A 21,407-nucleotide genomic window follows, 5' to 3' on the forward strand; every position below is an offset into this window, starting at 1 on the left:
GGCGATTTCCTGGTTAATTCAATAAGGGGGCGGTCAGACCATCAACAGCAGCACGGCGACAAAAATGCTGCCGGCAGAGAAGGTCATGGTCCGAGACGACCAGGTGTTGAACCAACGTTGAAAGCTGGCGAGATCACGGGTCAGAGACGTGGGTTGGCGGGTCCAGGACTGTTGGTCGAGGCGGAAGAACACGTAGATCTTCACCAGCGCGCCGACGATCTGGTTGTAATAGAGAATCGCCGGGTAAGCCGGGCCGATCCGGTGTCCGGAGCACGACAGCAACAAGGTCAGGATGAACCGGGTGATGCCGATCCACAGCAGGTACACCAGGATGAACGCGGTGCCGTACTTGAAGCTGGCGATCAGTGCCACGGTCAGGCCCAGCAGCGAGGTCCACATCGACACGCGCTGGTCGAACAGCACCACCGAAGTGAACACGCCGAGGCGTTTGACCCCCAGGCCCAGGGCACGGGAGTTCTGCCGCAGGTTGTTGCCGTACCAGCGGAACATCAGTTTGCGGCTGGCCTTGATGAAGCTCTTTTCCGGCGGGTGTTCAACGGTGTTGATCGCCGCGTCGGGCACATAGAACGTGTCGTAGCCCAGGCGCATCAGGCTGAACCAGCTCGACTTGTCATCGCCGGTAAGGAACTTGAAGCGACCCAGGCGCCAATGTTGCAGCGAGTCGCTTTCCACGTCGGCGATGAAGTCCGGGTTGGTGACCACGGTGGCGCGGAACACCGACATGCGGCCGGTCATGGTCAGCACGCGCTTGGACAAGGCCATCGAGCACATGTTGATGTGACGCTGGGCGAAACGCAGCTTGTGCCATTCGCTCATGATGTAGCCGCCGCGCACTTCGCAGAATTCGTTGGTGGTCAGGCCGCCGACGTTGCCGAACATCTGGAACCACGGCACGGTCTTGAGCACCACGCCTTCGGCCAGCACGGTGTCGCCATCGATCACCGCAACCACGGCGCGATCATCCGGCAGGTGCCGGGAGATGGCGCGGAAGCCGTAGGCCAGGCCATCGCGTTTGCCGGTGCCGGGAATGCGCACGAAGTCGAGCTTGACCCGGGACGGCGGGTTCATCCGTTTCCACAGGCTTTTGACCAGCAGCTCATCGGACATTTCCACGATGGAGCAGACCACGGTGGTCGGCAGACCGCAGTCGATGGCCTCGCGGATCACCGAGCTGTAGACCTGCGCGGTGGTCAGGGCGTCGATGCGGAAACTGGTGACCATCAGGAACACGTGGGACGGGTCAGCCGCTTTGCCCAGCTTGCGCACTTTGCGCCGCAGGTGCGGGTAGACGATGTACAGAAAAATCATGCCGCGCACAAAGTGGGTGGCACCCATCGAATAGCGCCAGATACCCACGGCGCCAATCAGGAAAATAAAGTCCTTCGACTCGGAGTCGAACGTGGACACGGGCAACGCCATGGCGAGGCCCATCAGTAAACTCAGGTAGAACAGCCAACCGGCGGCCTGGAGTAGGCCGTGTTTTAGCCTGTGCATAATCGGAATCCTAAAGTCAGTTGCAAGCCCCAAGCTTCAAGCCCCAAGCGAGGAGCTTTGAACTTGCGGCTTGGAGCTTGAAGCTTGCGGCTGCTTTACCAGCAGATACCTTCAGTCCGGCCAGTCACGCTGGTGGCCTTGGACATGAAACCGACCAGGTCGATCACTTGCTTGCCGTGTGGAACTTCCTGCACCAGCGCGCGGAACTTCTCGTCGCGGTTACCGAGGATGATCACGTCGGAGTTGTTGATCACCGCGTCGAAGTCGGAGTTGAGCAAGGACGAGACGTGAGGGATCTTCGACTCGATGTAGTCCTTGTTCGCGCCGTGAACGCGGGCGTACTCGACGTTGCTGTCGTAGATGCTCAGGTCATAGCCCTTGCCGATCAGCATTTCTGCCAGGTCGACCAGCGGACTTTCGCGCAGGTCGTCGGTGCCGGCCTTGAAGCTCAAGCCCAGCAGGGCGACTTTGCGTTTGTCGTGGCTGGAAACGATGTCGAAAGCGTTCTGCACCTGGGATTCGTTGCTGCGCATCAGCGAGTTGAGCAACGGGGCTTCCACGTCCAGGGAACCGGCGCGGTAGGTCAGGGCACGTACGTCTTTTGGCAGGCACGAGCCGCCGAAGGCGAAGCCTGGGCGCATGTAATACTGGGACAGGTTGAGGGTCTTGTCCTGGCAGACCACGTCCATCACTTCACGACCGTCGACGCCGACCGCCTTGGCGATGTTGCCGATTTCGTTGGCGAAGGTGACCTTGGTGGCGTGCCACACGTTGCAGGTGTACTTGATCATCTCGGCGACCGCGATGTCCTTGCGGATGATCGGTGCGTCGAGCTCTTCGTACAGCGATTGCAGAACGTCGCCGGACGCCTTGTCGAATTCACCGATGACGGTCATTGGCGGCTGGTCGTAGTCGGCGATGGCGGTGCTTTCGCGCAGGAACTCAGGGTTCACGGCCACGCCGAAATCAACACCGGCCTTCTTGCCGGAGCAGTCTTCGAGAATCGGGATGACCACATTGGCCACGGTACCCGGCAGTACGGTGCTGCGCACCACGATGGTGTGGCGGGTGGTCTTGTCACGCAGGACAAAACCGATTTCGCGGCACACTGCCTCGATGTAGTTCAGTTCCAGATCGCCGTTCTTCTTGCTCGGCGTGCCCACGCAGATCATCGACAGGTCGGTGTCGCGAATCGCCTCGGCGAAGTTGGTGGTGCCACGCAGACGACCTGTCTGGATGCCCTGGGCCAGAAGTTCACCCAGGCCTGGTTCAACGATCGGCGATTTGCCGGCATTGATCATATCGATCTTGTCTTTGGCCACATCGACGCCAACGACGTCATGGCCCCGTGCAGACAGGCAACCGGCACATACTGCGCCGACGTAACCCAAACCAAAAATGCTGATGCGCATCGCAATTACCTCTCTGTTATCAAGCCTGTAAACATCAAGCCATTAAATGGCTGGAGTTAATGGTATTCAGCGTGTTTTAGTGCACTCGCAAGTGTGCCTTACAGGCACGACAATGCCCTGTGCTGGCATATAAGTTACGAGTGTCTAAATAAATGCACTCAAGGGGTGCGCAACTAGGCCTTGTTGTTATGATTTGCCCTGTTATGCAGCCGATCCTCCTGTCGGAAGGATGCAGGTGCAACAGCCTTGCACGCCTGATGTCAGGCCGAAAGCCCGTGGATCAAGCGGTTGGGTGCTCGGGTGAGCACGTTTATAGGGGCGCTGTCGTGGCCTTGTAGGGGATAGTCATACCGCGTTATCTCCTGTCCGATTGCTGTTGTCCAAATCGGTGATTAGTCAGCGCAAGTTAATATTACAACTTCGCTACACAAATCGCTTATCTGCGTAAGTTATCTCGTACACGCTCGGCGAGAATCGTTACCGGTGGTATGAGCGGCTCGTTTGGACATAGTTCCAGCCCACTCATCGCGAAATCTGAAATTTCTTGAAATATTGAGAAAGATGGCACTGCTCTCAAATTGATAGCACTTGCCGTTTCGCCCTTTATATATAGGCGGCTCAACAGAGGGGATATTTTTTTGCCACTACTGTTAAAAAAAGTCAGTGCCACTACGCAAAAAAATGATTGAAGTCGAGTGAAACTAAAGTTAGAAAATCAGCTGGTGTTTTTATGGCGCCAAAAAAATGGCGAAATGGCAGGGAAGTCTGAAGTGAATCAAGGGTCGGCGCACGAGGGTTTGTGGAGGTCGTGCACCGACCGGATGCATCACTCTGGTGCGTGATCGCGTAGAAACACCAGATTGTCCGGCTTGGACTGTTCGGCGCTGTAGCGATAGCCTTGAACGTCGAACTGCTTGAGGGTGGCCGGGTCGTTAATGCGTTCTTCGATGACGAAGCGACTCATCAAGCCACGGGCCTTTTTCGCGTAGAAGCTGATGATCTTGTACTGGCCGTTCTTCAGGTCCTTGAATTCGGTATTGATGATGCGCGCGTTCAAGGCGTTGCGTTTGACGGCCGAGAAGTACTCGTTGGACGCCAGGTTGAGCAGCACGTCATCGCCTTGATCGACCAGGGCTTCGTTCAGCCACTCGCTGATGCGCGTGCCCCAGAAGGCATACAAATCCTTGCCCCGAGCGTTGGCCAGTTTGGTGCCCATTTCCAGTCGATAGGGTTGCATCAGGTCCAGCGGGCGCAGCAGGCCATAGAGGCCCGAGAGCATGCGCAGGTGTTTTTGGGCGTAATCGAAATCCGCTTCGCTGAGGGTTTGCGCATTCATGCCGGTGTACACATCGCCCTTGAAGGCCAGCAGCGCCTGCTTGGCGTTTTCCGGGGTGAACGCGGGCGTCCAGCTGCCGAAACGCGCGGCGTTGAGCCCGCCGATCTTGTCGGACACGTGCATCAATTCGCTGATTTGCGCGGGCGTCAGCTCGCGCAATTGCAGGATCAACTCCTGGGAGTGGTCGAGGTACTGCGGCTGGGTGAAGCGCTGGGTCGCCGGCGGTGTTTCATAGTCGAGGGTCTTGGCGGGTGAAATCACCATCAGCATGAAGTCGTCTCCTTTAATCGTGGCGGCGATTCTAGGGGGTTGTCTTCGTTGACTCCAGCTATCGCGTCCATAGGTGATGACTGGTGGCATAGCACAAAACCTGTGGGAGCGAGCTTGCTCGCGATGACGGTGTGTCAGCTGACATCATTGTTGAATGTCAGATCGCTATCGCGAGCAAGCTCGCTCCCACAGTGGTTCAGTGTTGCTGCAGGAGGTGTGTGTGGATCAGCTATAGTGCCGCGCGGGTTTTGTTATGGAGACATCCCATTGCGTATCGCTTTTCTCATTTCGATCTGGCTACTGAGCTTCGGCGCCATTGCGGCTCCGGGCGATGTGGCGACGCTCGATCGCAGCACCTGGCCGGAGAAACTCGGCAACCCGACACTGTTCGACGTGGCGTCCAGGGCCGAGATCCTCATGTTTTCCAGTGTCCTGTTGGCCAGCGAGTCGCTGGATGAACCCGCCCTGGCCCAACGCCTGGGCCTGCGCACGATCAATCTGGAGTCGGTCGACCGGGTTCGTCAGCGCATGTGGCAACGGCTGCTGGCCAACTACAACTTCGCCCAACAGAGTTGCGACCAGGATGCCTCCTTCTGTTTTCTGGTCGAAGACATGCCCACCTTGCGCGAGCAGGCTGCCAAATTCCAGGTCGGCGCAGACAGCTATTACATCAAGTGGGCCGAGCCGAGCCGTGTGTTCCACACCCAGTACCTGGACGAACAGCTGCGCAAGGCCGCTTTGTTCCCGCAAACCAGCAGCGAAGTCGATCATTTTGGCGACTATGAGCGCAGCGGCGACGGGATGCATGACCGGCTGTTTCTGCTGACCTTCGACAGTGCCGCCAACGCCGTGCCGGATAACACCGCCTGGGTCACCGAGTACCTGCGCAAGTCGAACATGAGCGGGACGTTCTTCGTCCTCGGCAAGGACATCCTGGCCCGTTTGGCCGAACATTCGGTGAGTAACCTGCAAGCGACCTACTCGAGCCAGTGCATCGGCATACAAGGCTGGGAGTTCCGTTCCCACAGCCACTGGCAGGACTGGCAGGACTCGGTGCGCCGCAGCGCCGAACTGGTCAAAAGCAAGTTGCCGGAGAACTACGTGCCCCTGTTCCGTCCGCCCGATGGCCAGCGCCGTTCCGATGCCGAAGGTTTCTTCAAGACTCAGGGGTTGCAGATAGCGCTGTGGGGCATCGACGCCCAGGACGGTGCCGGCAAACTCAAGGGCAACCCGAGTGCGCAACGGGTGCTGACCCTGATGCTGCTGTGGCGGCACGGGGTGATCAATTTCAATGTGAAACAGGATGCAGTGAAAACGGCGTTGCCGTGGCTGGTCACGCAAACGGCGCCTGTCGGGATCGGCTGGGAGGATTGCCAGGATGCGTTTCGCTGAAAATGACAAAACCCCGTAAACATTGGGTTTTTGGCAATTTTGGAAGGGGATTCGTTGCAGGTGGACTTCCGACTTTAAACGGGTGATGGCAGTCCGCCAAGTGCTATTGGTCAATCTGCAAAATAAACTTCAAAAAAGCGTCAAAGTACTTTTTTCTGTCACACGTTTTGGAGTATTACGAAGACAGACCGCCGAAACCTGCAACACAGGTGGCGTCTTCCAAGACCCCGCATGTATGCAGAACACTTGAGTCCCCGCAGGTGTATTCGGCAGTCACTTCGAGGCGCAGCACCGTCAAGGTATTGCGTCGAATGGCTCCCACAAAGGTGACCGAGTATGGATGATCACGGACGTAGCTCTTCTTCCAACCAGCCAATCCTTTATGTACTCGATACCAACGTATTGATTCACGATCCAAACGCGCTGCTTAACTTCGAAGAACACCACGTCGCGATCCCGATGACCGTGCTTGAAGAGCTCGACAAGCTCAAGAGCGGGCATCACAGCGTAGCCGCCGAATGCCGCCAGGCCATCCGCCTGATCGACAAGACTCTGGGCGATGCCTCACCCGAGGACGTCGAGCAGGGTGTGCCGATCCAGCGTGGCAAAAGCGGACCCAAGGGTTTGCTGTCAATTCTGATGAGCAAGCATGCCGAGCCGAACCTGATTCTGCCCGAGCACCTGAACGACAACAAAATCATCAATCAACTGATCGACCTGCACGCGCGCGATCCGAAGAAACCCGTGGTGCTGGTCACCAAAGACATCAACATGCGCCTCAAGGCGCGCGCCTGCGGAATCGCGGCCGAGGACTACAGCACCGACCAACTGGTCGATGACGTGTCCTTGCTGCCCAATGGCTACCACAACATGACCGGCTCTTTCTGGGACCGCGTGAGCAAGGTTGAAACCCGTCAGGACCACGGCCGCACCTGGCATCAGGTGCAATTGATCGACAACCTGCCGGCGGTGCATATCAACGAATTCATCATTGATGAACAGGGCTTTGTCGGCTGGATCAAGGAGATTGAAGAGGACCGCTTGCTGATCCTCGACCTGCACCAGGAACCGCTGCTGCACCAGGAAGCCTGGGGCCTCAAGCCGCGTGATATCTATCAGAGCCTGGCGTTGTACGCCTTGCTCGATCCGGATATCCACCTGGTCAACCTGTCGGGTGCCGCGGGTTCGGGTAAAACCATCCTGGCGCTGGCCGCTGCGATCGAGCAGACCATGGTCAGCAAACGTTATCGCCGCATCATCGCTACCCGTAGCGTGCAGGGCCTGGATCAGGAAATCGGCTTTCTGCCCGGTACCGAGGCGGAAAAAATGGAGCCGTGGCTGGGCGCCATCACCGACAACCTCGAAGCCTTGCACATGGATGACGAAAGCACCCATGGCAGCGTCGACTACATCCTCAGCAAAGTGCCGTTGCAGTTCAAATCCCTCAACTACATCCGGGGCCGCAGCTTCCAGCAGAGCCTGATTCTGATCGACGAATGTCAGAACCTCACGCCGCACCAGATGAAAACCATCATCACCCGTGCCGGTGCCGGTTCCAAAGTGGTGTGCCTGGGCAACCTGGCACAGATCGACACCCCTTACCTGTCCGCGACCAGCTCCGGGCTGACCTACCTCACTGAACGCTTCAAGGACTTCCCGAACGGGGTGCATATCACCTTGCAAGGGGTACCACGTTCGATCCTGGCCGAATACGCCGAATCGCATCTGTAACTGTCCACCGGAACCGGGCGGCCGCAAGGTTGCCCGGTTTTTTGTATGCGACGTAAAGACTGTGCCTCAGGGCAGACCCAATACCGATGAGTGTGTTTCTGCAAAGTCTGGGGCGAAAGCAGTCTTGTTTACAGAGGTTGCGAAAAATAGCCCTTGAGGGTTTCCGTAAGAATTGATTGAGCGTTCAATACCACTTGGGTCGGCTCAGACTGTGAGCTACTAAACTTTTTTCGCGCCCAACTGAAAAAGAAGGGGCCATCAATAATATATTCATTGTGTTCCGACAAATATAACTTGGTCACGGAAGCATATCTGGGGAAAACGTGAAAATGCAGTTCATGATTGAGTTCGGAAATACGCATTATGTATACTTTTTCAGGAGAAAATAGAGTGTTTAAGGCTCGCTCCGTAAATGCTAGCCCACTCATCAGTTCGGCACTTTCCTCTGCGCTTAGTTCTGCAAGTCTTGTTATGTCCCGCTTAAGAGAAATAATCATGTAGCCAGGGATGTCACAGTCCCGGCAATGAGAGATCATGATTTGTTTTCCTGAGTAAATTGTCCGTGCTGACATGACTAACCTTCCGTGTGCCAACCATGGTTAGCGTGTAGGGCCCGCGCCGTTGAGCTCCTTCCGGAGGTCGGCAGAAAAGTGAGCGTGTTCATGATTTCTTCAGGAGATCCTGGCTGATGACTGCCGGAAACTGCGCCGGGAGCAATAGCGTAGACTGGGATATTGGATTTACTGAGTACGCGTGCCAAAGACCTTTTGTGATACCACTGACTTGAGTTTGTAGGATCGTGAACTTTGTTGGTCAGTTTTTCTCGAATTAACAACTCGGTCAATCATTCAGTTGTAGGAAGTTTCACAGCAGGTTATTGGTGCGGACTTGCGGAGAATTCTTACGTCGAAATTTGTTATAGAGTAATCAGTAAGTTATCAACTGGTGAACAAGGTTGAGTCGTTCGACGATGTGAAAAAAAGCGCATTTCCAGTAGGGTTTTGTTACATGTATTTCTGTTGTTTGGCAGTGTTTGTAAGCTTAATAAGGAATCGCATTTGTAACAGTCCACCGGAACCGGGCGGCCGCAAGGTCGCCCGGTTTTTTATGCCCAACACAAATCCAAATGTAGGAGCGAGCCTGCTCGCGATGGACGTCAACGAAAACGCGTGCTGCCTGAATGACCGCGTTGTCCCTGCGTTTTTCGCGAGCAGGCTCGCTCCTACAGGGGGATTGTGTGAGCCGATAATCGTGCGTGCGGAAAATTGACCCGCAGGTTTACAATCGACGCTCCTGATCAGGAGTAATCCCGTGCTGACTCATCTCGATTCCCAAGGTCGCGCCAACATGGTCGACGTCACTGAAAAAGCCGTGACGTTCCGTGAGGCGACCGCTCAAGCGCTGGTGCGCATGCTGCCCGAAACCCTGCAGATGATCGTCAGTGGCGGCCACCCCAAGGGTGATGTGTTTGCCGTGGCACGCATTGCCGGTATCCAGGCGGCGAAGAAAACCAGCGATCTGATTCCCCTGTGCCATCCGCTGATGCTGACCGGTGTCAAGGTCGAGCTCAGTGCCGAAGGCGAGGATTCGGTGCGCATCGTGGCGCGTTGCAAGCTGTCAGGGCAGACCGGCGTCGAGATGGAGGCCCTGACTGCTGCCAGCGTCGCCGCGCTGACGATCTACGACATGTGCAAGGCCGTGGACCGTGGCATGACCATCGAAAGCGTGCGTTTGCTGGAGAAGGTCGGCGGCAAGAGCGGACATTTCCAGGCGGAGCAGTCATGAACGTTACCGTAAAGTTTTTCGCCCGTTATCGTGAAGCGCTGGGTCTGGATTCGGTGAAAGTAGAAGGCAACTTCGCCACCGTCGACGACGTCCGCGCACTGTTGGCCCAACGTGACGGTGCCGAGGTGTTGAGCGAGCAGAACCTGATGTGCGCCCGCAACGAAGACCTGTGCCAGCTCGACGAACCGGTCAGCGACGGCGATGAAGTGGCGTTCTTTCCGACTGTGACCGGAGGCTGAACCATGGCGATTCGCGTGCAGTCCACCGCGTTCGACCCTGGGGCCGAAGTCAACGCCATGCACGATGCCAATGTCGGCGTGGGTGCAGTGGTGAGTTTTGTCGGCTACGTGCGCGACTTCAATGACGGCCTCGACGTCGCCGGGATGTTCCTCGAACACTATCCCGGCATGACTGAAAAAGCGTTAGGCAAGATCGCCATCGAGGCAGAGCAGCGCTGGCCGCTGCTCAAGCTGGAAGTGCTGCACCGCATCGGCGCCCTGGAGCCGGGCGAGCCGATTGTCTTCGTCGGCGCGGCCAGCGCCCATCGTCAGGCGGCATTCGACGCCTGCGCCTTTGTCATGGATTACCTGAAAACCCGTGCGCCGTTCTGGAAGAAAGAAAACACCAGTGACGGGCCGCGTTGGGTCGAGGGGCGTGACAGTGATCATGCGGCGGCGGATCGCTGGAAGCAGTAGTTTCTGCGGCGTTCTTTAGTCAGTCTTCGCGGGCAAGCCCGCTCCCACAGGGTTCTGCGTCGTACACAAAGTTTGTGTTCATCCAGATCCACTGTGGGAGCGAGCTTGCTCGCGATGAGGCCTTTCGATTCAACCAATCACTCCCGGATTCACCACCCGACCATCGGCCGGAACGGGCTGCATTTACCTCATTGACGGTTCATACATAAAAGTCCAGTATGGAATTATAAGTACAAAAAAGTTTCCACCCGTTTCAGCTTTTTCTTCTGTCTTGCCAAACCAACAACAACCGCGAGAAAACGAACATGAAGAAGTTCCCCCTCATCACCGGTCTGGCCCTGAGCCTGTTGGCGTGCAGCTCTGTGTTCGCCGCCGAGAAAACCCTGCGCATCGGTATCGAAGCGGCGTATCCACCGTTCGCCTCGAAAACCGACAAAGGCGAAATCGTCGGTTTCGACTATGACATCGGCAATGCCTTGTGCGCACAGATGAAGGCCAAGTGTGTGTGGGTCGAAGGCGAGTTCGATGGTCTGATTCCGTCCCTGAAGGTGAAGAAAATCGACATGGCGCTGTCGTCCATGACCATCAATGAAGACCGCAAGAAGTCGGTGGACTTCACCCACAAGTACTATTTCACTTCGTCGCGTCTGGTGATGAAGGACGGCGCGGTGGTGGATGACCAGTACGCCAGCCTCAAGGGCAAGACTGTCGGTGTGCAGCGCGCCACCACCACCGACCGTTACGCCTCCGAGGTGTTCGAGCCCAAGGGCATCAACGTCAAGCGCTACAGCAACAACGAAGAAATCTACATGGACCTGGCCGCCGGTCGCCTCGACGCGATTTTTGCCGACACCATTCCACTCAATGACTTCCTGTCGATGCCCCGTGGCAAGGGTTACGCCTTTGTCGGGCCGGAGCTCAAAGATCCGAAATATGTGGGCGAGGGTGCCGGGATTGCGGTGCGCAAGGGCAACACCGAGTTGGTCAGCGAGCTGAACACGGCCATTGATGGCATTCGCGCCAGTGGTGAGTATCAGAAGATTTCGGACAAGTACTTCAAGTCCGACATTTACGGCGACTGATAGTCCGCTTTCGCGAGCAAGCCCGCTCCCACAATGGATCTCTACCAAACACAGATTTTGTGTTCGACGCAGAACCAGTGTGGGAGCGGGCTTGCTCGCGAAGAGGCTAGATCAAGCAATACAAATCTCAGGGACTAGCCCTTCAATTCCTTCAAATGCTTGTACACCGTCGCCCGGCCCATGTTCAGCACATTGGCCACGTAGTTCGAGGCGCTTTTGCCCTTGAATGCGCCTTCGGCGTGCAACGCCAGCACCAGTTCGCGCTTGTGGTCGCGGGTCAGCAGATTCAGGCTCAACTGGCGCTCACGCAGCCAGGCGTGGAGGAAGGTGTTGATCCGCTCCTGCCAGTCATCGCGGAACAGTGCATCCGGTTGCGGGATCAGCTTGGTCGGCGACAGGAACAGGTCCAAAGCGGCCTTGGCATTTTCGAACAACGAAATATTCAGGTTGATGCACAGCACCGCCAGCGGACGACTTTCGCTGTCCCGTAGCACCGTGCTGAGGCTGCGAATCTTCTGACCATCCCAGTTGAGCTTTTCGTACGGCCCGATGTTTCGTTCGCTGACATCGTCGCTGAGCATGTCTTCCAGCGCCGAGTCGTCGCCGATTTCCCGCTTGGACAGGTTGTTGGCGATGTAGTCGACCTTTTGCGTGCGCAGGTCGTGCAGCACCACTTCGGCGTGGGGGAAAAACAACGTGGCAATGGCGTCGGCTATCGCGTGGAAGTTATCCAGGGACGTGTCGTCCAGGGCCGAGTCTTTTTCGGGGGCGTTCATACAGTGGAACTCCAGGCAGCGTCAGCGCCCCATCAAAGGGGCGCTGAAAGTGTGCCGTAATCGTGTGGGCACGTCACCTGAGGATCAGGATCAGCCGAGGCGGGCAGGGGAGAGCATTTCGGCATTCAGGCCGAAACGGCCGAGCGACTCGGGCAACGCTGCACCGCGCACCAGTGCCGCGCTGGCCTGGCCCATGGCCGGCGAAGTCTGGATGCCATAACCGCCTTGTGCCGCGACCCAGAACAGCCCCGCTACCTGTGGGTCGAAGCCGGACAACAGGTCGCCGTCGCTGACGAAGCTGCGCAGGCCGGCCCAGGTGCGGGTCGGGCGGCGAATGGTCAGGGTCGTGGCTTCTTCGATCTGGTAGATGCCCATGGCGATGTCCAGCTCTTCGGGCTGCACGTCGTGGGGTTCCACCGGGTCGGCGTTGGCCGGCGAGCCGAGGAACATCCCGGCGTCGGGTTTCATGTAGAAGGACTCGTCGAGGCTGACCAGCATCGGCCAATGGTGGATGTCCACGCCTTCGGGGCCGGCGAAGATGAACGCGGCACGGCGTTTGGGTTGCAGGCCCAGGGGCTTGGCGCCGGCCAGTTCGCCGATCTTGTCGGCCCAGGCACCGGCGGCGTTGATGATGATTGGCGCGCTGAACGTCTGGCTGTTGGTCTGAACGTGCCATACACCTTGGCCGTCGCGGCTCAGGCCGACGACTTCGCTGTCGGTATGCACTTCGCCCTGGTTGCGGCGGATACCGCGCAAATAGCCCTGGTGCAGGGCGTCGGTGTCGATGTCGCTGGCGGTCGGGTCGTAGATAGCGCCGTAGACCTTTTCCCGGCGCAGGATCGGCACCAGCGCGCAGGCCTCGTCGGCGCCGAGCAATTGCATCTCCGGCACCGTGGTTTTTGCGCTCTGGTATTGCCTGTTCAGTTCGTCCGGGTCGCCGGTCAAGTCCACGGTCATTTCGCCCCGCGGGGTCAGCAGCGGGTGTTCGCAGAAACCACTGGGCGGGTTGTCGAAAAAGTCCCGGCTGGCCAGGGTCAGCGCCCGTACTTGCGGGGTGCCGTAGGCCGCGGTGTACAGCGCCGCCGAACGGCCGGTGGAGTGATAGGCCGGATGGGATTCGCGTTCGAGCACGATCACGCGGCTGTGCTGCGACAACCAGAAACCTGTGGAAGCACCGGCAATTCCGCCGCCGATGATGATGAAGTCTGCCTGGCTCATGAACGTCTCCTGATGGGGCGTAAGTGCCTATGGTGAAGAAATTTTCTGTGGGAGCGAGCTTGCTCGCGATTGCGGTCAATCATTCAGCATGGATGTCGACTGACTTGACGCTATCGCGAGCAAGCTCGCTCCCACAGATGAGTGGTGGTGTCAGTGAGATAGGCGATAGATGGCATTGGCCAGCGCAATGTCTTCCAGGCCCAGGCCGATGGAGCGGAAAAACACGTGACGGTCGTAGTCGGGGCGCTGCACCTTCTCGCTGAGCAGGTCGGGCAGATCGCCGACAATCGCGCCCTTGTCCCAGCCGTGCCGTTCGGCGGCGATCAGCATTTCACCGGCCGAGCCCGGGGTGGTCAGACGATAGTCGCAGAAAACCTGCATGTCGTTGAGGCTCTGCGGCGGCACTTCGTGGGCACGCGGCGCATTGGTGCTGATGGAGGTGATCAACGCCGGTTTGCGCAAGCTCGACGGATCGATCACCGGACCGGCGGACGAGGTGCAGAGCATGATCACGTCGGCGTCCTGAACGGCAGCTTCGCGGCTGTCGACGATGTTCAGGCGTGGCTCGATGTTTTTCAGCAGGCTCACGGTTTCGGCATCTTCGCCCAAGCTCGGCGAGTACAGGCTGATGCTCTGCCAGTCGCGCAGGCCTTTCACGTAGTGCAGGTGCGCCTGGGCCACTTTACCGCTGCCGATGATGGCCAGACGATTGGCTGTGAGTGGCGCCAGGGCGTCGACTGCCACGGCGGTGGTGGCCGCCGTGCGCGCGGTGGTCAGTTCTCCGGCATCGCACAGCAACAGCGGCTGGCCGGTCTGCATCGACATCAGCAGCGTCCATGCAGTCACCAGCGGCCCCTGTTCACGGACGATGTACGGTGACGTCTTGATCCCGTACACGCCGTCTTCGGCCAACACGCCCAGGTAGTTGATGAAATCGCCCGCGCCCTGTGGAAACTCCACCAGTTGCTGCGCCGGTTGTACGGCCTGCCCGGCGGCCAGGTCGCGGAACAGTTTGCGCAGGATCTGCGGTACATCGACCTGCGCCAGTAGCTCGCGAGCCTGGGCTTGGGGGATCACTTGGGGCGTGCTGGACATGGTCGGCTCCGGAGTTGGAAATAAACTAATTTGTCTATTATGGACTTTTAGTTATCGCGAGCAAGCTCCTGTTGAAAAAAAGCCGGGCGAAAAAAAAGCGCAGTCCGTTTCCGGCTGCGCTTGTCTTTTCAGCGTCGCTTAATGAGGACGCTTGCGTTCAACGGGCCGCAACAGATGCGTCGGTGGCGTTTCACAGCTGATCTTGCGCCCCAGCTTTTCCTCGATGGACGGTAGCTGGTAGGAGTCGTCTTCACCGGCAAAGCTGATGGACACACCGTCGGCACCCGCACGACCGGTACGACCGATGCGGTGCACGTAGTCGTCCGGCACTTCCGGCAGGGTGAAGTTGATCACGTGGCTGATGCCGTCGATGTGGATACCGCGACCGGCCACATCGGTGGCGACCAGTACGCGGATCTTGCCTTCGCGGAAGCCTTCGAGGGTCTTGATGCGCTTGTGCTGCGGCACGTCGCCGGACAGTTGCGCGGCGTTGATGCCGTCGCGCACCAGGCGTTCTTCGATGCGCCGCACTTCATCCTTGCGGTTGGCGAAGACAATGACCCGCTCCCAACCATTGTCGTTGACCAGGTTGTAGAGCAGCTTGTACTTGTCGGCACCGGCCACCGCGTAGATGTGCTGCTCGACGTTTTCGTTGGCAACGTTCTGCGACTCGATCTCGACGATCGACGGATCGGTGGTCCATTGCTTGGCCAGGTTCATCACGTCTTCGGTGAAGGTCGCGGAGAACAGCAGCGTCTGGCGCTCGGACTTCGGCGGCGTCTGGCGAATGATCTGGCGCACTTGCGGGATGAAGCCCATGTCGAGCATGCGGTCGGCCTCGTCCAGCACCATCACTTCGACCATGTCCAGATGCACGTCGCCGCGCTGGTTGAAGTCCAGCAGGCGGCCCGGCGTGGCCACGAGGATGTCGCAGTGGCGGGCTTCGAGGTGCTTGAGCTGCTTGTCGAAGTCCATGCCACCGACGAACGTCATGACGTTGAGGCCGGTGTACTTGGTCAGGTCGGCGGCGTCCTTGGCGATCTGCACCACCAGTTCGCGGGTCGGCGCGATGATCAGTGCCCGTGGCTCACCCATGTAGCGCTCTTTCGGCGGCGGGGTTTGCAGCAACTGGGTGATGATCGAGATCAGGAACGCAGCGGTCTTGCCGGTACCGGTCTGGGCGCGGCCGATGGCGTCTTTGCCCGCGAGGGTGAAGCCCAGTACCTGTGCCTGGATCGGCGTGCAATACGGGAAGCCCAGATCCTGGATGGCGTGCATCAGTTCAGGGGCGAGTTTGAAATCGTGGAAGCGGGTCTTGCCTTCCTGGGGTTCGACGACGAAGTCTTCGAGTTTCCATGGGATGACCGGTGCCTTGGGCTTGGGTTCGCGGCGCGGTTTGGCGGGTTTCGGCGTGTCGCTGCGCGGCTGCTCCGGGGCTGTGATCGCCGCAGGCTGGGCGTCTTCTACGGTCTTCGGCTCGTGCTTGGGTGCAGTCGTGGTGGCGGTCCGTTCAGACTGATTGCCGTCGGTGCGGTGGCCGGGAGCGTGAGACGGAGCGCTGGGGACTGGCGCGAGTTGCTCAGTCTCGCTTTTACCGAACATTTTCTTGAGTGCTTTGAGCACGGTCATCTCATCAATTGGTTAAGGAATGTACGCCGGGCAGTGTAATGCAAGAATCGGGCGCGGCGTAGTGGGATGGATCAAAGGGCGCTTTTAAACAGAAATGCTTAACGCAAGCGCTCGGCGAGCCAGACGCCGATGTCGCGAATTTCTTCGGGTAACACTTCGTGACCCATTGGGTATTCCTGCCATGTCACGGTGACACCACGCAGCTTCAAATGCTCGTAGGCGCTGCGCCCCATCGAGTTCTGCACCACATCGTCGTACTGGCCGTGCAGGCACAGCACTGGAATGCGCTGCTGGCTGGCGGACATTTCCAGTTGGTCACTGAAAGTCGGTGCATAAGTGGAGAGGGCGAGTACGCCGCCCAGTGGTCCCTGCCATTTCAGAAACGCGGTGTGGAGCACCACCGCACCACCCTGTGAAAAACCTGCCAGGAAAATCCGCGAGGCGTCTATTCCGCTGGCCTTCTGCGTTTCGATCAGTTCGATGATCCAGTTGGCAGATTCTTCCAATTGCTCGCGGTTGATCGCGCGCGCGGGGCTCATGGCCAATATGTCGTACCAACTCGGCATCTCGTATCCGCCATTGATGGTGACGGCGCGGCTCGGCGCCTGGGGCAAAACAAAGCGGGTGCTCAACAGGGTTTCCTGCAGGGCTTCGGCCACTGGCAGGAAGTCGTAGCGATCGGCACCCAGGCCGTGCAGCCAGATAACGCAGGCATCTGCGGTCTTGACGGGTTCAAGAATCAAGGGGTTGGTCATGGCTGCTCCAAAATTGTGCGTGCGCTCTCATTGAGTGCTAAGGCTGAGTGCGTGTCTGGTTGATCAGTTACGAAGATGTCGCAAGGTTACAAGTTTTGCTATTGACCTGCAGCTGAACCGCTTCGGAGAGCAGTGTGGTACGGGCTTTGCTATGGCGAAGTCTGTAAGAAAAATTCCACGCCTGTCGGTAACACTATCAGGCCAAGGTTATTAGTGGGATTGAAAAGAATCCGGTGATGGATGTTCGCCAAAGGCCGATATGGGGCTTCGCGAACGTGAAAGGGCTACAGCCCGTTCGGCCGACTGGTGAGAGTGAGTTTTCCATGACGTGGATTTTCTCCTACTAGACTCATAGCTAACGTCTTACGTCGGTTGACCCCCAAAACAAGCCAACACGGGTCGACTACGCCTCAAAAGGGTGCGACAGGACTCACGCTCCGACACAACAAGAGCAAAACTGGAGGTTTGAATGAAGATGTTGAAATCCACCCTGGCTATCGTGACTGCAGCCGCAGTACTCGGTGTCAGCGGGTTTGCCCAGGCGGGCGCAACCCTGGATGCAGTGATGAAGAAAGGTTTCGTGCAGTGTGGCGTCAGCGATGGCTTGCCAGGCTTCTCGGTTCCGGATTCCACCGGCAAGATCGTGGGTATCGATGCTGACTACTGCCGTGCAGTAGCGGCGGCAGTCTTCGGCGACGCGACCAAGGTCAAGTTCAGCCAGTTGAACGCCAAGGAGCGCTTCACCGCGCTGCAGTCCGGCGAAATCGACATTCTGTCGCGCAACACCACCATGACCAGCTCCCGTGACGCGGGCATGGGCCTGAAATTCCCGGGCTTCATTACCTACTACGACGGTATCGGCTTCCTGGTAAACAACAAGCTGGGCGTCAAGAGCGCCAAGGAACTGGACGGTGCAACCATCTGCATCCAGGCCGGTACTACTACCGAGCTGAACGTTTCCGACTACTTCCGCGGCAACGGCCTGAAATACACCCCGATCACCTTCGACACCTCCGACGAAAGCGCCAAGTCGCTGGAATCCGGTCGTTGCGACGTACTGACCTCCGACAAATCCCAGCTGTTCGCCCAGCGCAGCAAGCTGGCTTCACCGAAGGACTACGTGGTTCTGCCGGAAACCATTTCCAAGGAGCCTCTGGGCCCGGTCGTGCGTAATGGCGACGACGAGTGGCTGGCCATCGTGCGCTGGACTGGCTACGCCATGCTCAACGCTGAAGAAGCCGGCATCACTTCGAAGAACGTCGAAGCCGAAGCCAAGGGCACCAAGAACCCGGACGTTGCCCGTCTGCTGGGTACCGACGGTGAATACGGCAAAGACCTGAAAGTGAAGAAAGACTGGGTCGTGCAGATCATCAAGCAAGTCGGCAACTACGGCGAAGTGTTCGAGAAAAACCTCGGCAAGAGCACTCCGCTGGAAATCGACCGCGGGCTGAACGCTCTGTGGAACGCTGGCGGCATTCAATACGCACCACCAGTGCGCTGATGGTTCTATCACCCGGTGGGCCAACCACCGGGTGATGTTCTGTTCCATTATTTCCGGGGCACTTCATGCAAAATTCAATCGGCGCACCAAAGCAGAGGCTCAGCCTCAGCGATCCACGCGTGCGTGCTTGGGTATTCCAGATCATCACGATTATCGCGGTGGTCTCGCTGGGCTGGTATCTGTTCGATAACACCCAGACCAACCTGCAACACCGGGGCATTACCTCCGGTTTCGACTTTCTGGAGCGCAGTGCCGGTTTCGGCATCGCTCAACACCTGATCGACTACACCGAAGCGGACACATACGCCCGGGTGTTTGTCATTGGTCTGCTCAACACCTTGCTGGTGACCTTCATCGGCGTGATCCTGGCGACGATCCTGGGTTTCATCGTGGGTGTGGCGCGGCTGTCGAAGAACTGGATCATCGCCAAGCTGGCGACGGTATATGTGGAAGTCTTCCGCAACATTCCGCCGCTGCTGCAGATCCTGTTCTGGTACTTCGCGGTGTTCCTGACCATGCCGGGGCCGCGCAACAGTCATAACTTCGGCGACACCTTCTTCGTCAGCAGCCGTGGCCTGAACATGCCGGCCGCGTTGATGGCGGACGGCTTCTGGCCGTTTGTGACCAGCGTTGTAGTCGCCATCGTCGCCATCGTGCTGATGAGCCGCTGGGCCACCAAACGCTTCGAAGCCACCGGTGTGCCGTTCCACAAGTTCTGGGTTGGCCTGGCGATGTTCCTGGTCATCCCTGCGCTGTGCGCGCTGATTTTCGGTGCACCGGTGCACTGGGAAATGCCGAAGCTGCAAGGCTTCAATTTCGTCGGCGGCTGGGTGTTGATCCCGGAACTGCTGGCGCTGACGCTGGCTTTGACCGTGTACACCGCGGCGTTCATCGCCGAGATCGTGCGTTCGGGCATCAAGTCGGTCAGCCACGGCCAGACCGAAGCGGCGCATTCCCTCGGCCTGCGCAACGGTCCGACCCTGCGCAAGGTGATCATCCCGCAAGCCCTGCGCGTGATCATCCCGCCGCTGACCAGCCAATACCTGAACCTGGCGAAGAACTCCTCGCTGGCGGCCGGTATCGGTTATCCGGAAATGGTCTCGCTGTTTGCCGGGACCGTGCTCAACCAGACCGGCCAGGCGATCGAGGTGATTGCCATCACCATGAGCGTGTACCTGGCGATCAGTATCAGCATTTCCCTGCTGATGAACTGGTACAACAAGCGCATTGCGCTGATCGAGCGGTAAGGAAAAGCGCATGAGTACTCATACTTTCAAACCTGACATGCCACCACCGAGCCGCAGCATCGGTGCGGTGGCGTGGATGCGCGCGAACATGTTCTCCAGCTGGCTCAACACCCTGCTGACCCTGTTTGCGTTCTACCTCATCTACCTGGTGGTACCGCCGATCCTGCAGTGGGCGATCCTTGACGCCAACTGGGTCGGCACCAGCCAGGCCGACTGCACGAAGGAGGGCGCCTGCTGGGTGTTCATCCAACAGCGCTTCGGCCAGTTCATGTACGGCTACTACCCGCCGGTACTGCGCTGGCGCGTGGACCTGACGGTGTGGCTGGCGATTGTCGGCGTGGCGCCGTTGTTCATCTCGCGCTTTCACCATAAGGCGGTGTACGGGCTGAGCTTCCTGGTGCTGTACCCGATCATTGCCTGGTGTCTGCTGCATGGCGGCGTATTGGGTCTGGACGCCGTGGCGACCAGCCAGTGGGGCGGCCTGATGCTGACCCTGGTGATTGCCACCGTCGGCATCGCCGGTGCGTTGCCGCTGGGGATCGTCCTGGCGCTGGGCCGTCGTTCGAACATGCCGGCGATTCGCGTGGTCTGCGTGACCTTCATCGAGTTCTGGCGCGGCGTGCCGTTGATCACGGTGCTGTTCATGTCCTCGGTGATGCTGCCGTTGTTCCTGCCGGAAGGCATGAACTTCGACAAGCTGCTGCGGGCGCTGATCGGCGTGATCCTGTTCCAGTCGGCCTACGTGGCCGAAGTGGTGCGCGGTGGTCTGCAAGCAATTCCCAAGGGACAGTACGAAGCGGCGGCGGCGATGGGCCTGGGTTACTGGCGCAGCATGGGTCTGGTGATTCTGCCGCAGGCCCTGAAACTGGTGATCCCCGGCATCGTCAACACCTTCATTGCGCTGTTCAAGGATACGAGCCTGGTGATCATCATCGGCCTGTTCGACCTGCTCAACAGCGTCAAGCAAGCCGCCGCCGACCCGAAATGGCTGGGCATGGCCACCGAAGGCTATGTGTTCGCCGCCCTGGTGTTCTGGATTTTCTGTTTTGGTATGTCGCGCTATTCCATGCATCTGGAACGCAAGCTCGACACTGGCCACAAGCGCTAAGTCGCTACCTAATTTAGGAAGTTTTGTGATGAGCGAAGCAATCAAACAGCCTGTGAGCCCTGAAGGCATTATTCAGATGCAGGGCGTGAACAAGTGGTACGGTCAGTTTCACGTACTCAAGGACATCAACCTCAACGTCAAGCAGGGCGAGCGTATCGTGCTGTGCGGCCCGTCGGGTTCCGGAAAGTCCACCACCATCCGCTGCCTCAACCGTCTGGAAGAGCACCAGCAGGGCCGCATCGTGGTCGATGGCGTGGAGCTGACCAACGACCTCAAGCAGATCGAAGCGATCCGCCGTGAAGTCGGCATGGTGTTCCAGCACTTCAACCTGTTCCCGCACCTGACCATCTTGCAGAACTGCACTCTGGCGCCGATGTGGGTGCGCAAGATGCCCAAGCGCAAGGCCGAGGAAATTGCCATGCACTACCTGGAACGCGTACGCATTCCGGAGCAGGCGCACAAGTACCCGGGGCAACTGTCCGGCGGTCAGCAACAGCGTGTGGCGATCGCTCGCGCGCTGTGCATGAAGCCGAAGATCATGCTGTTCGACGAACCGACGTCGGCACTCGACCCGGAGATGGTGAAAGAGGTACTGGACACCATGATCGGCCTGGCCGAAGACGGCATGACCATGCTCTGCGTGACCCATGAAATGGGCTTCGCGCGCACCGTGGCCAACCGCGTGATCTTCATGGACAAGGGCGAAATCGTCGAACAGGCTGCGCCGAACGACTTCTTCGACAAGCCGCAGAACGAGCGCACCAAGCTGTTCCTGAGCCAGATCCTGCATTGATCAGCCCCTGGCACTGAAATAAACCCGGACTGAGTTCCGGGTTTATTTTTGTCTGCGGAAAACTCAT

General features: G+C 58.4%; 19 protein-coding genes. 10 read left to right on the forward strand and 9 right to left on the reverse strand.

Annotation, left to right across the window (positions count from 1 at the left end):
• Nucleotides 1-33 precede the first annotated feature (33 nt).
• The 3 genes from alg8 to yaaA all read right to left on the reverse strand — a co-directional run bounded on the left by alg8 (nucleotide 34) and on the right by yaaA (nucleotide 4,533).
• Nucleotides 34-1,515, reverse strand: a complete 1,482-nt coding sequence (gene alg8 / locus KW840_RS00735; RefSeq protein ID WP_057713388.1) for a mannuronan synthase — start codon at nucleotides 1,513-1,515, stop codon at nucleotides 34-36.
• A 95-nt stretch (nucleotides 1,516-1,610) separates the two neighbouring features.
• On the reverse strand, nucleotides 1,611-2,927 hold the full coding sequence (locus KW840_RS00740; RefSeq protein WP_057713389.1) for a nucleotide sugar dehydrogenase: 1,317 nt from the start codon (nucleotides 2,925-2,927) through the stop codon (nucleotides 1,611-1,613).
• A gap of 826 nt (nucleotides 2,928-3,753) precedes the next feature.
• Entirely contained in the window at nucleotides 3,754-4,533 is a 780-nt protein-coding gene (yaaA, locus tag KW840_RS00745) for a peroxide stress protein YaaA (RefSeq protein WP_057713390.1), read from the reverse strand.
• Nucleotides 4,534-4,800: 267 nt separating this feature from the next.
• Between yaaA and KW840_RS00750 the strand changes: the two genes are divergently transcribed.
• Entirely contained in the window at nucleotides 4,801-5,925 is a 1,125-nt protein-coding gene (locus KW840_RS00750) for a polysaccharide deacetylase family protein (RefSeq protein ID WP_218494236.1), read from the forward strand.
• Between the two features lie 336 nt (nucleotides 5,926-6,261).
• Nucleotides 6,262-7,656: a PhoH family protein gene (locus KW840_RS00755; protein WP_008050144.1), complete on the forward strand. Its 1,395-nt coding sequence runs from the start codon at nucleotides 6,262-6,264 to the stop codon at nucleotides 7,654-7,656.
• A gap of 128 nt (nucleotides 7,657-7,784) precedes the next feature.
• On the opposite strand, the gene KW840_RS00760 is transcribed toward KW840_RS00755, so the two are convergent.
• On the reverse strand, nucleotides 7,785-8,228 hold the full coding sequence (locus KW840_RS00760) for an HIT family protein (protein WP_218494237.1): 444 nt from the start codon (nucleotides 8,226-8,228) through the stop codon (nucleotides 7,785-7,787).
• 739 nt (nucleotides 8,229-8,967) lie between these two features.
• Here KW840_RS00760 and moaC point away from each other — a divergent pair.
• From moaC to KW840_RS00780, 4 genes are all read left to right on the forward strand, one after another.
• Nucleotides 8,968-9,441 carry a cyclic pyranopterin monophosphate synthase MoaC gene (gene moaC, locus KW840_RS00765; protein WP_057713392.1) on the forward strand — a complete coding sequence of 158 codons (474 nt, stop codon included), beginning with the start codon at nucleotides 8,968-8,970 and terminating at the stop codon, nucleotides 9,439-9,441.
• Complete coding sequence (moaD, locus tag KW840_RS00770) at nucleotides 9,438-9,680, forward strand: molybdopterin converting factor subunit 1 (RefSeq protein WP_057713393.1); 243 nt, start codon at nucleotides 9,438-9,440, stop codon at nucleotides 9,678-9,680. The genes moaC and moaD overlap by 4 nt, the downstream gene beginning before the upstream one ends.
• A gap of 3 nt (nucleotides 9,681-9,683) precedes the next feature.
• Nucleotides 9,684-10,136, forward strand: a complete 453-nt coding sequence (gene moaE / locus KW840_RS00775; RefSeq protein WP_007989960.1) for a molybdopterin synthase catalytic subunit MoaE — start codon at nucleotides 9,684-9,686, stop codon at nucleotides 10,134-10,136.
• A gap of 305 nt (nucleotides 10,137-10,441) precedes the next feature.
• Complete coding sequence (locus KW840_RS00780; RefSeq protein ID WP_150814303.1) at nucleotides 10,442-11,218, forward strand: ABC transporter substrate-binding protein; 777 nt, start codon at nucleotides 10,442-10,444, stop codon at nucleotides 11,216-11,218.
• A 134-nt stretch (nucleotides 11,219-11,352) separates the two neighbouring features.
• Here the strand turns inward: KW840_RS00780 and KW840_RS00785 are convergent, their stop codons facing one another.
• From KW840_RS00785 to KW840_RS00805, 5 genes are all read right to left on the reverse strand, one after another.
• On the reverse strand, nucleotides 11,353-11,994 hold the full coding sequence (locus KW840_RS00785; protein WP_057713395.1) for a transcriptional regulator: 642 nt from the start codon (nucleotides 11,992-11,994) through the stop codon (nucleotides 11,353-11,355).
• A gap of 90 nt (nucleotides 11,995-12,084) precedes the next feature.
• Nucleotides 12,085-13,212 (reverse strand): FAD-binding oxidoreductase, encoded by a 1,128-nt coding sequence (locus KW840_RS00790; protein ID WP_218494238.1) that lies wholly within the window; start codon nucleotides 13,210-13,212, stop codon nucleotides 12,085-12,087.
• 150 nt (nucleotides 13,213-13,362) lie between these two features.
• A complete protein-coding gene (locus tag KW840_RS00795) occupies nucleotides 13,363-14,307 on the reverse strand; it encodes an ornithine cyclodeaminase family protein (protein ID WP_218494239.1) in 945 nt (314 codons plus the stop codon).
• Between the two features lie 138 nt (nucleotides 14,308-14,445).
• On the reverse strand, nucleotides 14,446-15,936 hold the full coding sequence (gene rhlB / locus KW840_RS00800; RefSeq protein WP_057713398.1) for an ATP-dependent RNA helicase RhlB: 1,491 nt from the start codon (nucleotides 15,934-15,936) through the stop codon (nucleotides 14,446-14,448).
• 98 nt (nucleotides 15,937-16,034) lie between these two features.
• The gene (locus tag KW840_RS00805; RefSeq protein WP_057713399.1) at nucleotides 16,035-16,691 is read right to left on the reverse strand and encodes an alpha/beta hydrolase; all 657 of its coding nucleotides are present in this window, start codon (nucleotides 16,689-16,691) and stop codon (nucleotides 16,035-16,037) included.
• 469 nt (nucleotides 16,692-17,160) lie between these two features.
• Between KW840_RS00805 and KW840_RS00810 the strand changes: the two genes are divergently transcribed.
• The 4 genes from KW840_RS00810 to KW840_RS00825 all read left to right on the forward strand — a co-directional run bounded on the left by KW840_RS00810 (nucleotide 17,161) and on the right by KW840_RS00825 (nucleotide 21,340).
• A complete protein-coding gene (locus KW840_RS00810) occupies nucleotides 17,161-18,192 on the forward strand; it encodes an amino acid ABC transporter substrate-binding protein (protein WP_008018591.1) in 1,032 nt (343 codons plus the stop codon).
• A gap of 65 nt (nucleotides 18,193-18,257) precedes the next feature.
• Nucleotides 18,258-19,439: an amino acid ABC transporter permease gene (locus KW840_RS00815; protein WP_090457576.1), complete on the forward strand. Its 1,182-nt coding sequence runs from the start codon at nucleotides 18,258-18,260 to the stop codon at nucleotides 19,437-19,439.
• Nucleotides 19,440-19,449: 10 nt separating this feature from the next.
• Nucleotides 19,450-20,547, forward strand: coding sequence for an amino acid ABC transporter permease (locus KW840_RS00820; RefSeq protein WP_218494240.1), 1,098 nt, complete (start codon nucleotides 19,450-19,452; stop codon nucleotides 20,545-20,547).
• A gap of 28 nt (nucleotides 20,548-20,575) precedes the next feature.
• Nucleotides 20,576-21,340: an amino acid ABC transporter ATP-binding protein gene (locus KW840_RS00825; protein ID WP_007989979.1), complete on the forward strand. Its 765-nt coding sequence runs from the start codon at nucleotides 20,576-20,578 to the stop codon at nucleotides 21,338-21,340.
• Nucleotides 21,341-21,407 lie beyond the last annotated feature (67 nt).

The organism is Pseudomonas sp. PDM30 (genome assembly GCF_019218985.1).
Taxonomy (GTDB): Bacteria; Pseudomonadota; Gammaproteobacteria; order Pseudomonadales; family Pseudomonadaceae; genus Aquipseudomonas; species Aquipseudomonas jessenii.

Bases quoted from the DNA above. Each gene is read 5' to 3' on its own strand.
- rhlB (WP_057713398.1), bottom strand. From the start codon at position 15,936: ATGACCGTGCTCAAAGCACTCAAGAAAATGTTCGGTAAAAGCGAGACT.
- alg8 (WP_057713388.1), bottom strand. From the start codon at position 1,515: ATGCACAGGCTAAAACACGGCCTACTCCAGGCCGCCGGTTGGCTGTTC.
- KW840_RS00740 (WP_057713389.1), bottom strand. From the start codon at position 2,927: ATGCGCATCAGCATTTTTGGTTTGGGTTACGTCGGCGCAGTATGTGCC.
- moaE (WP_007989960.1), top strand. From the start codon at position 9,684: ATGGCGATTCGCGTGCAGTCCACCGCGTTCGACCCTGGGGCCGAAGTC.
- KW840_RS00820 (WP_218494240.1), top strand. From the start codon at position 19,450: ATGAGTACTCATACTTTCAAACCTGACATGCCACCACCGAGCCGCAGC.
- KW840_RS00805 (WP_057713399.1), bottom strand. From the start codon at position 16,691: ATGACCAACCCCTTGATTCTTGAACCCGTCAAGACCGCAGATGCCTGC.
- KW840_RS00780 (WP_150814303.1), top strand. From the start codon at position 10,442: ATGAAGAAGTTCCCCCTCATCACCGGTCTGGCCCTGAGCCTGTTGGCG.
- KW840_RS00810 (WP_008018591.1), top strand. From the start codon at position 17,161: ATGAAGATGTTGAAATCCACCCTGGCTATCGTGACTGCAGCCGCAGTA.
- KW840_RS00825 (WP_007989979.1), top strand. From the start codon at position 20,576: ATGAGCGAAGCAATCAAACAGCCTGTGAGCCCTGAAGGCATTATTCAG.
- moaD (WP_057713393.1), top strand. From the start codon at position 9,438: ATGAACGTTACCGTAAAGTTTTTCGCCCGTTATCGTGAAGCGCTGGGT.
- KW840_RS00815 (WP_090457576.1), top strand. From the start codon at position 18,258: ATGCAAAATTCAATCGGCGCACCAAAGCAGAGGCTCAGCCTCAGCGAT.
- KW840_RS00790 (WP_218494238.1), bottom strand. From the start codon at position 13,212: ATGAGCCAGGCAGACTTCATCATCATCGGCGGCGGAATTGCCGGTGCT.
- KW840_RS00785 (WP_057713395.1), bottom strand. From the start codon at position 11,994: ATGAACGCCCCCGAAAAAGACTCGGCCCTGGACGACACGTCCCTGGAT.
- yaaA (WP_057713390.1), bottom strand. From the start codon at position 4,533: ATGCTGATGGTGATTTCACCCGCCAAGACCCTCGACTATGAAACACCG.
- KW840_RS00755 (WP_008050144.1), top strand. From the start codon at position 6,262: ATGGATGATCACGGACGTAGCTCTTCTTCCAACCAGCCAATCCTTTAT.
- KW840_RS00760 (WP_218494237.1), bottom strand. From the start codon at position 8,228: ATGTCAGCACGGACAATTTACTCAGGAAAACAAATCATGATCTCTCAT.
- KW840_RS00795 (WP_218494239.1), bottom strand. From the start codon at position 14,307: ATGTCCAGCACGCCCCAAGTGATCCCCCAAGCCCAGGCTCGCGAGCTA.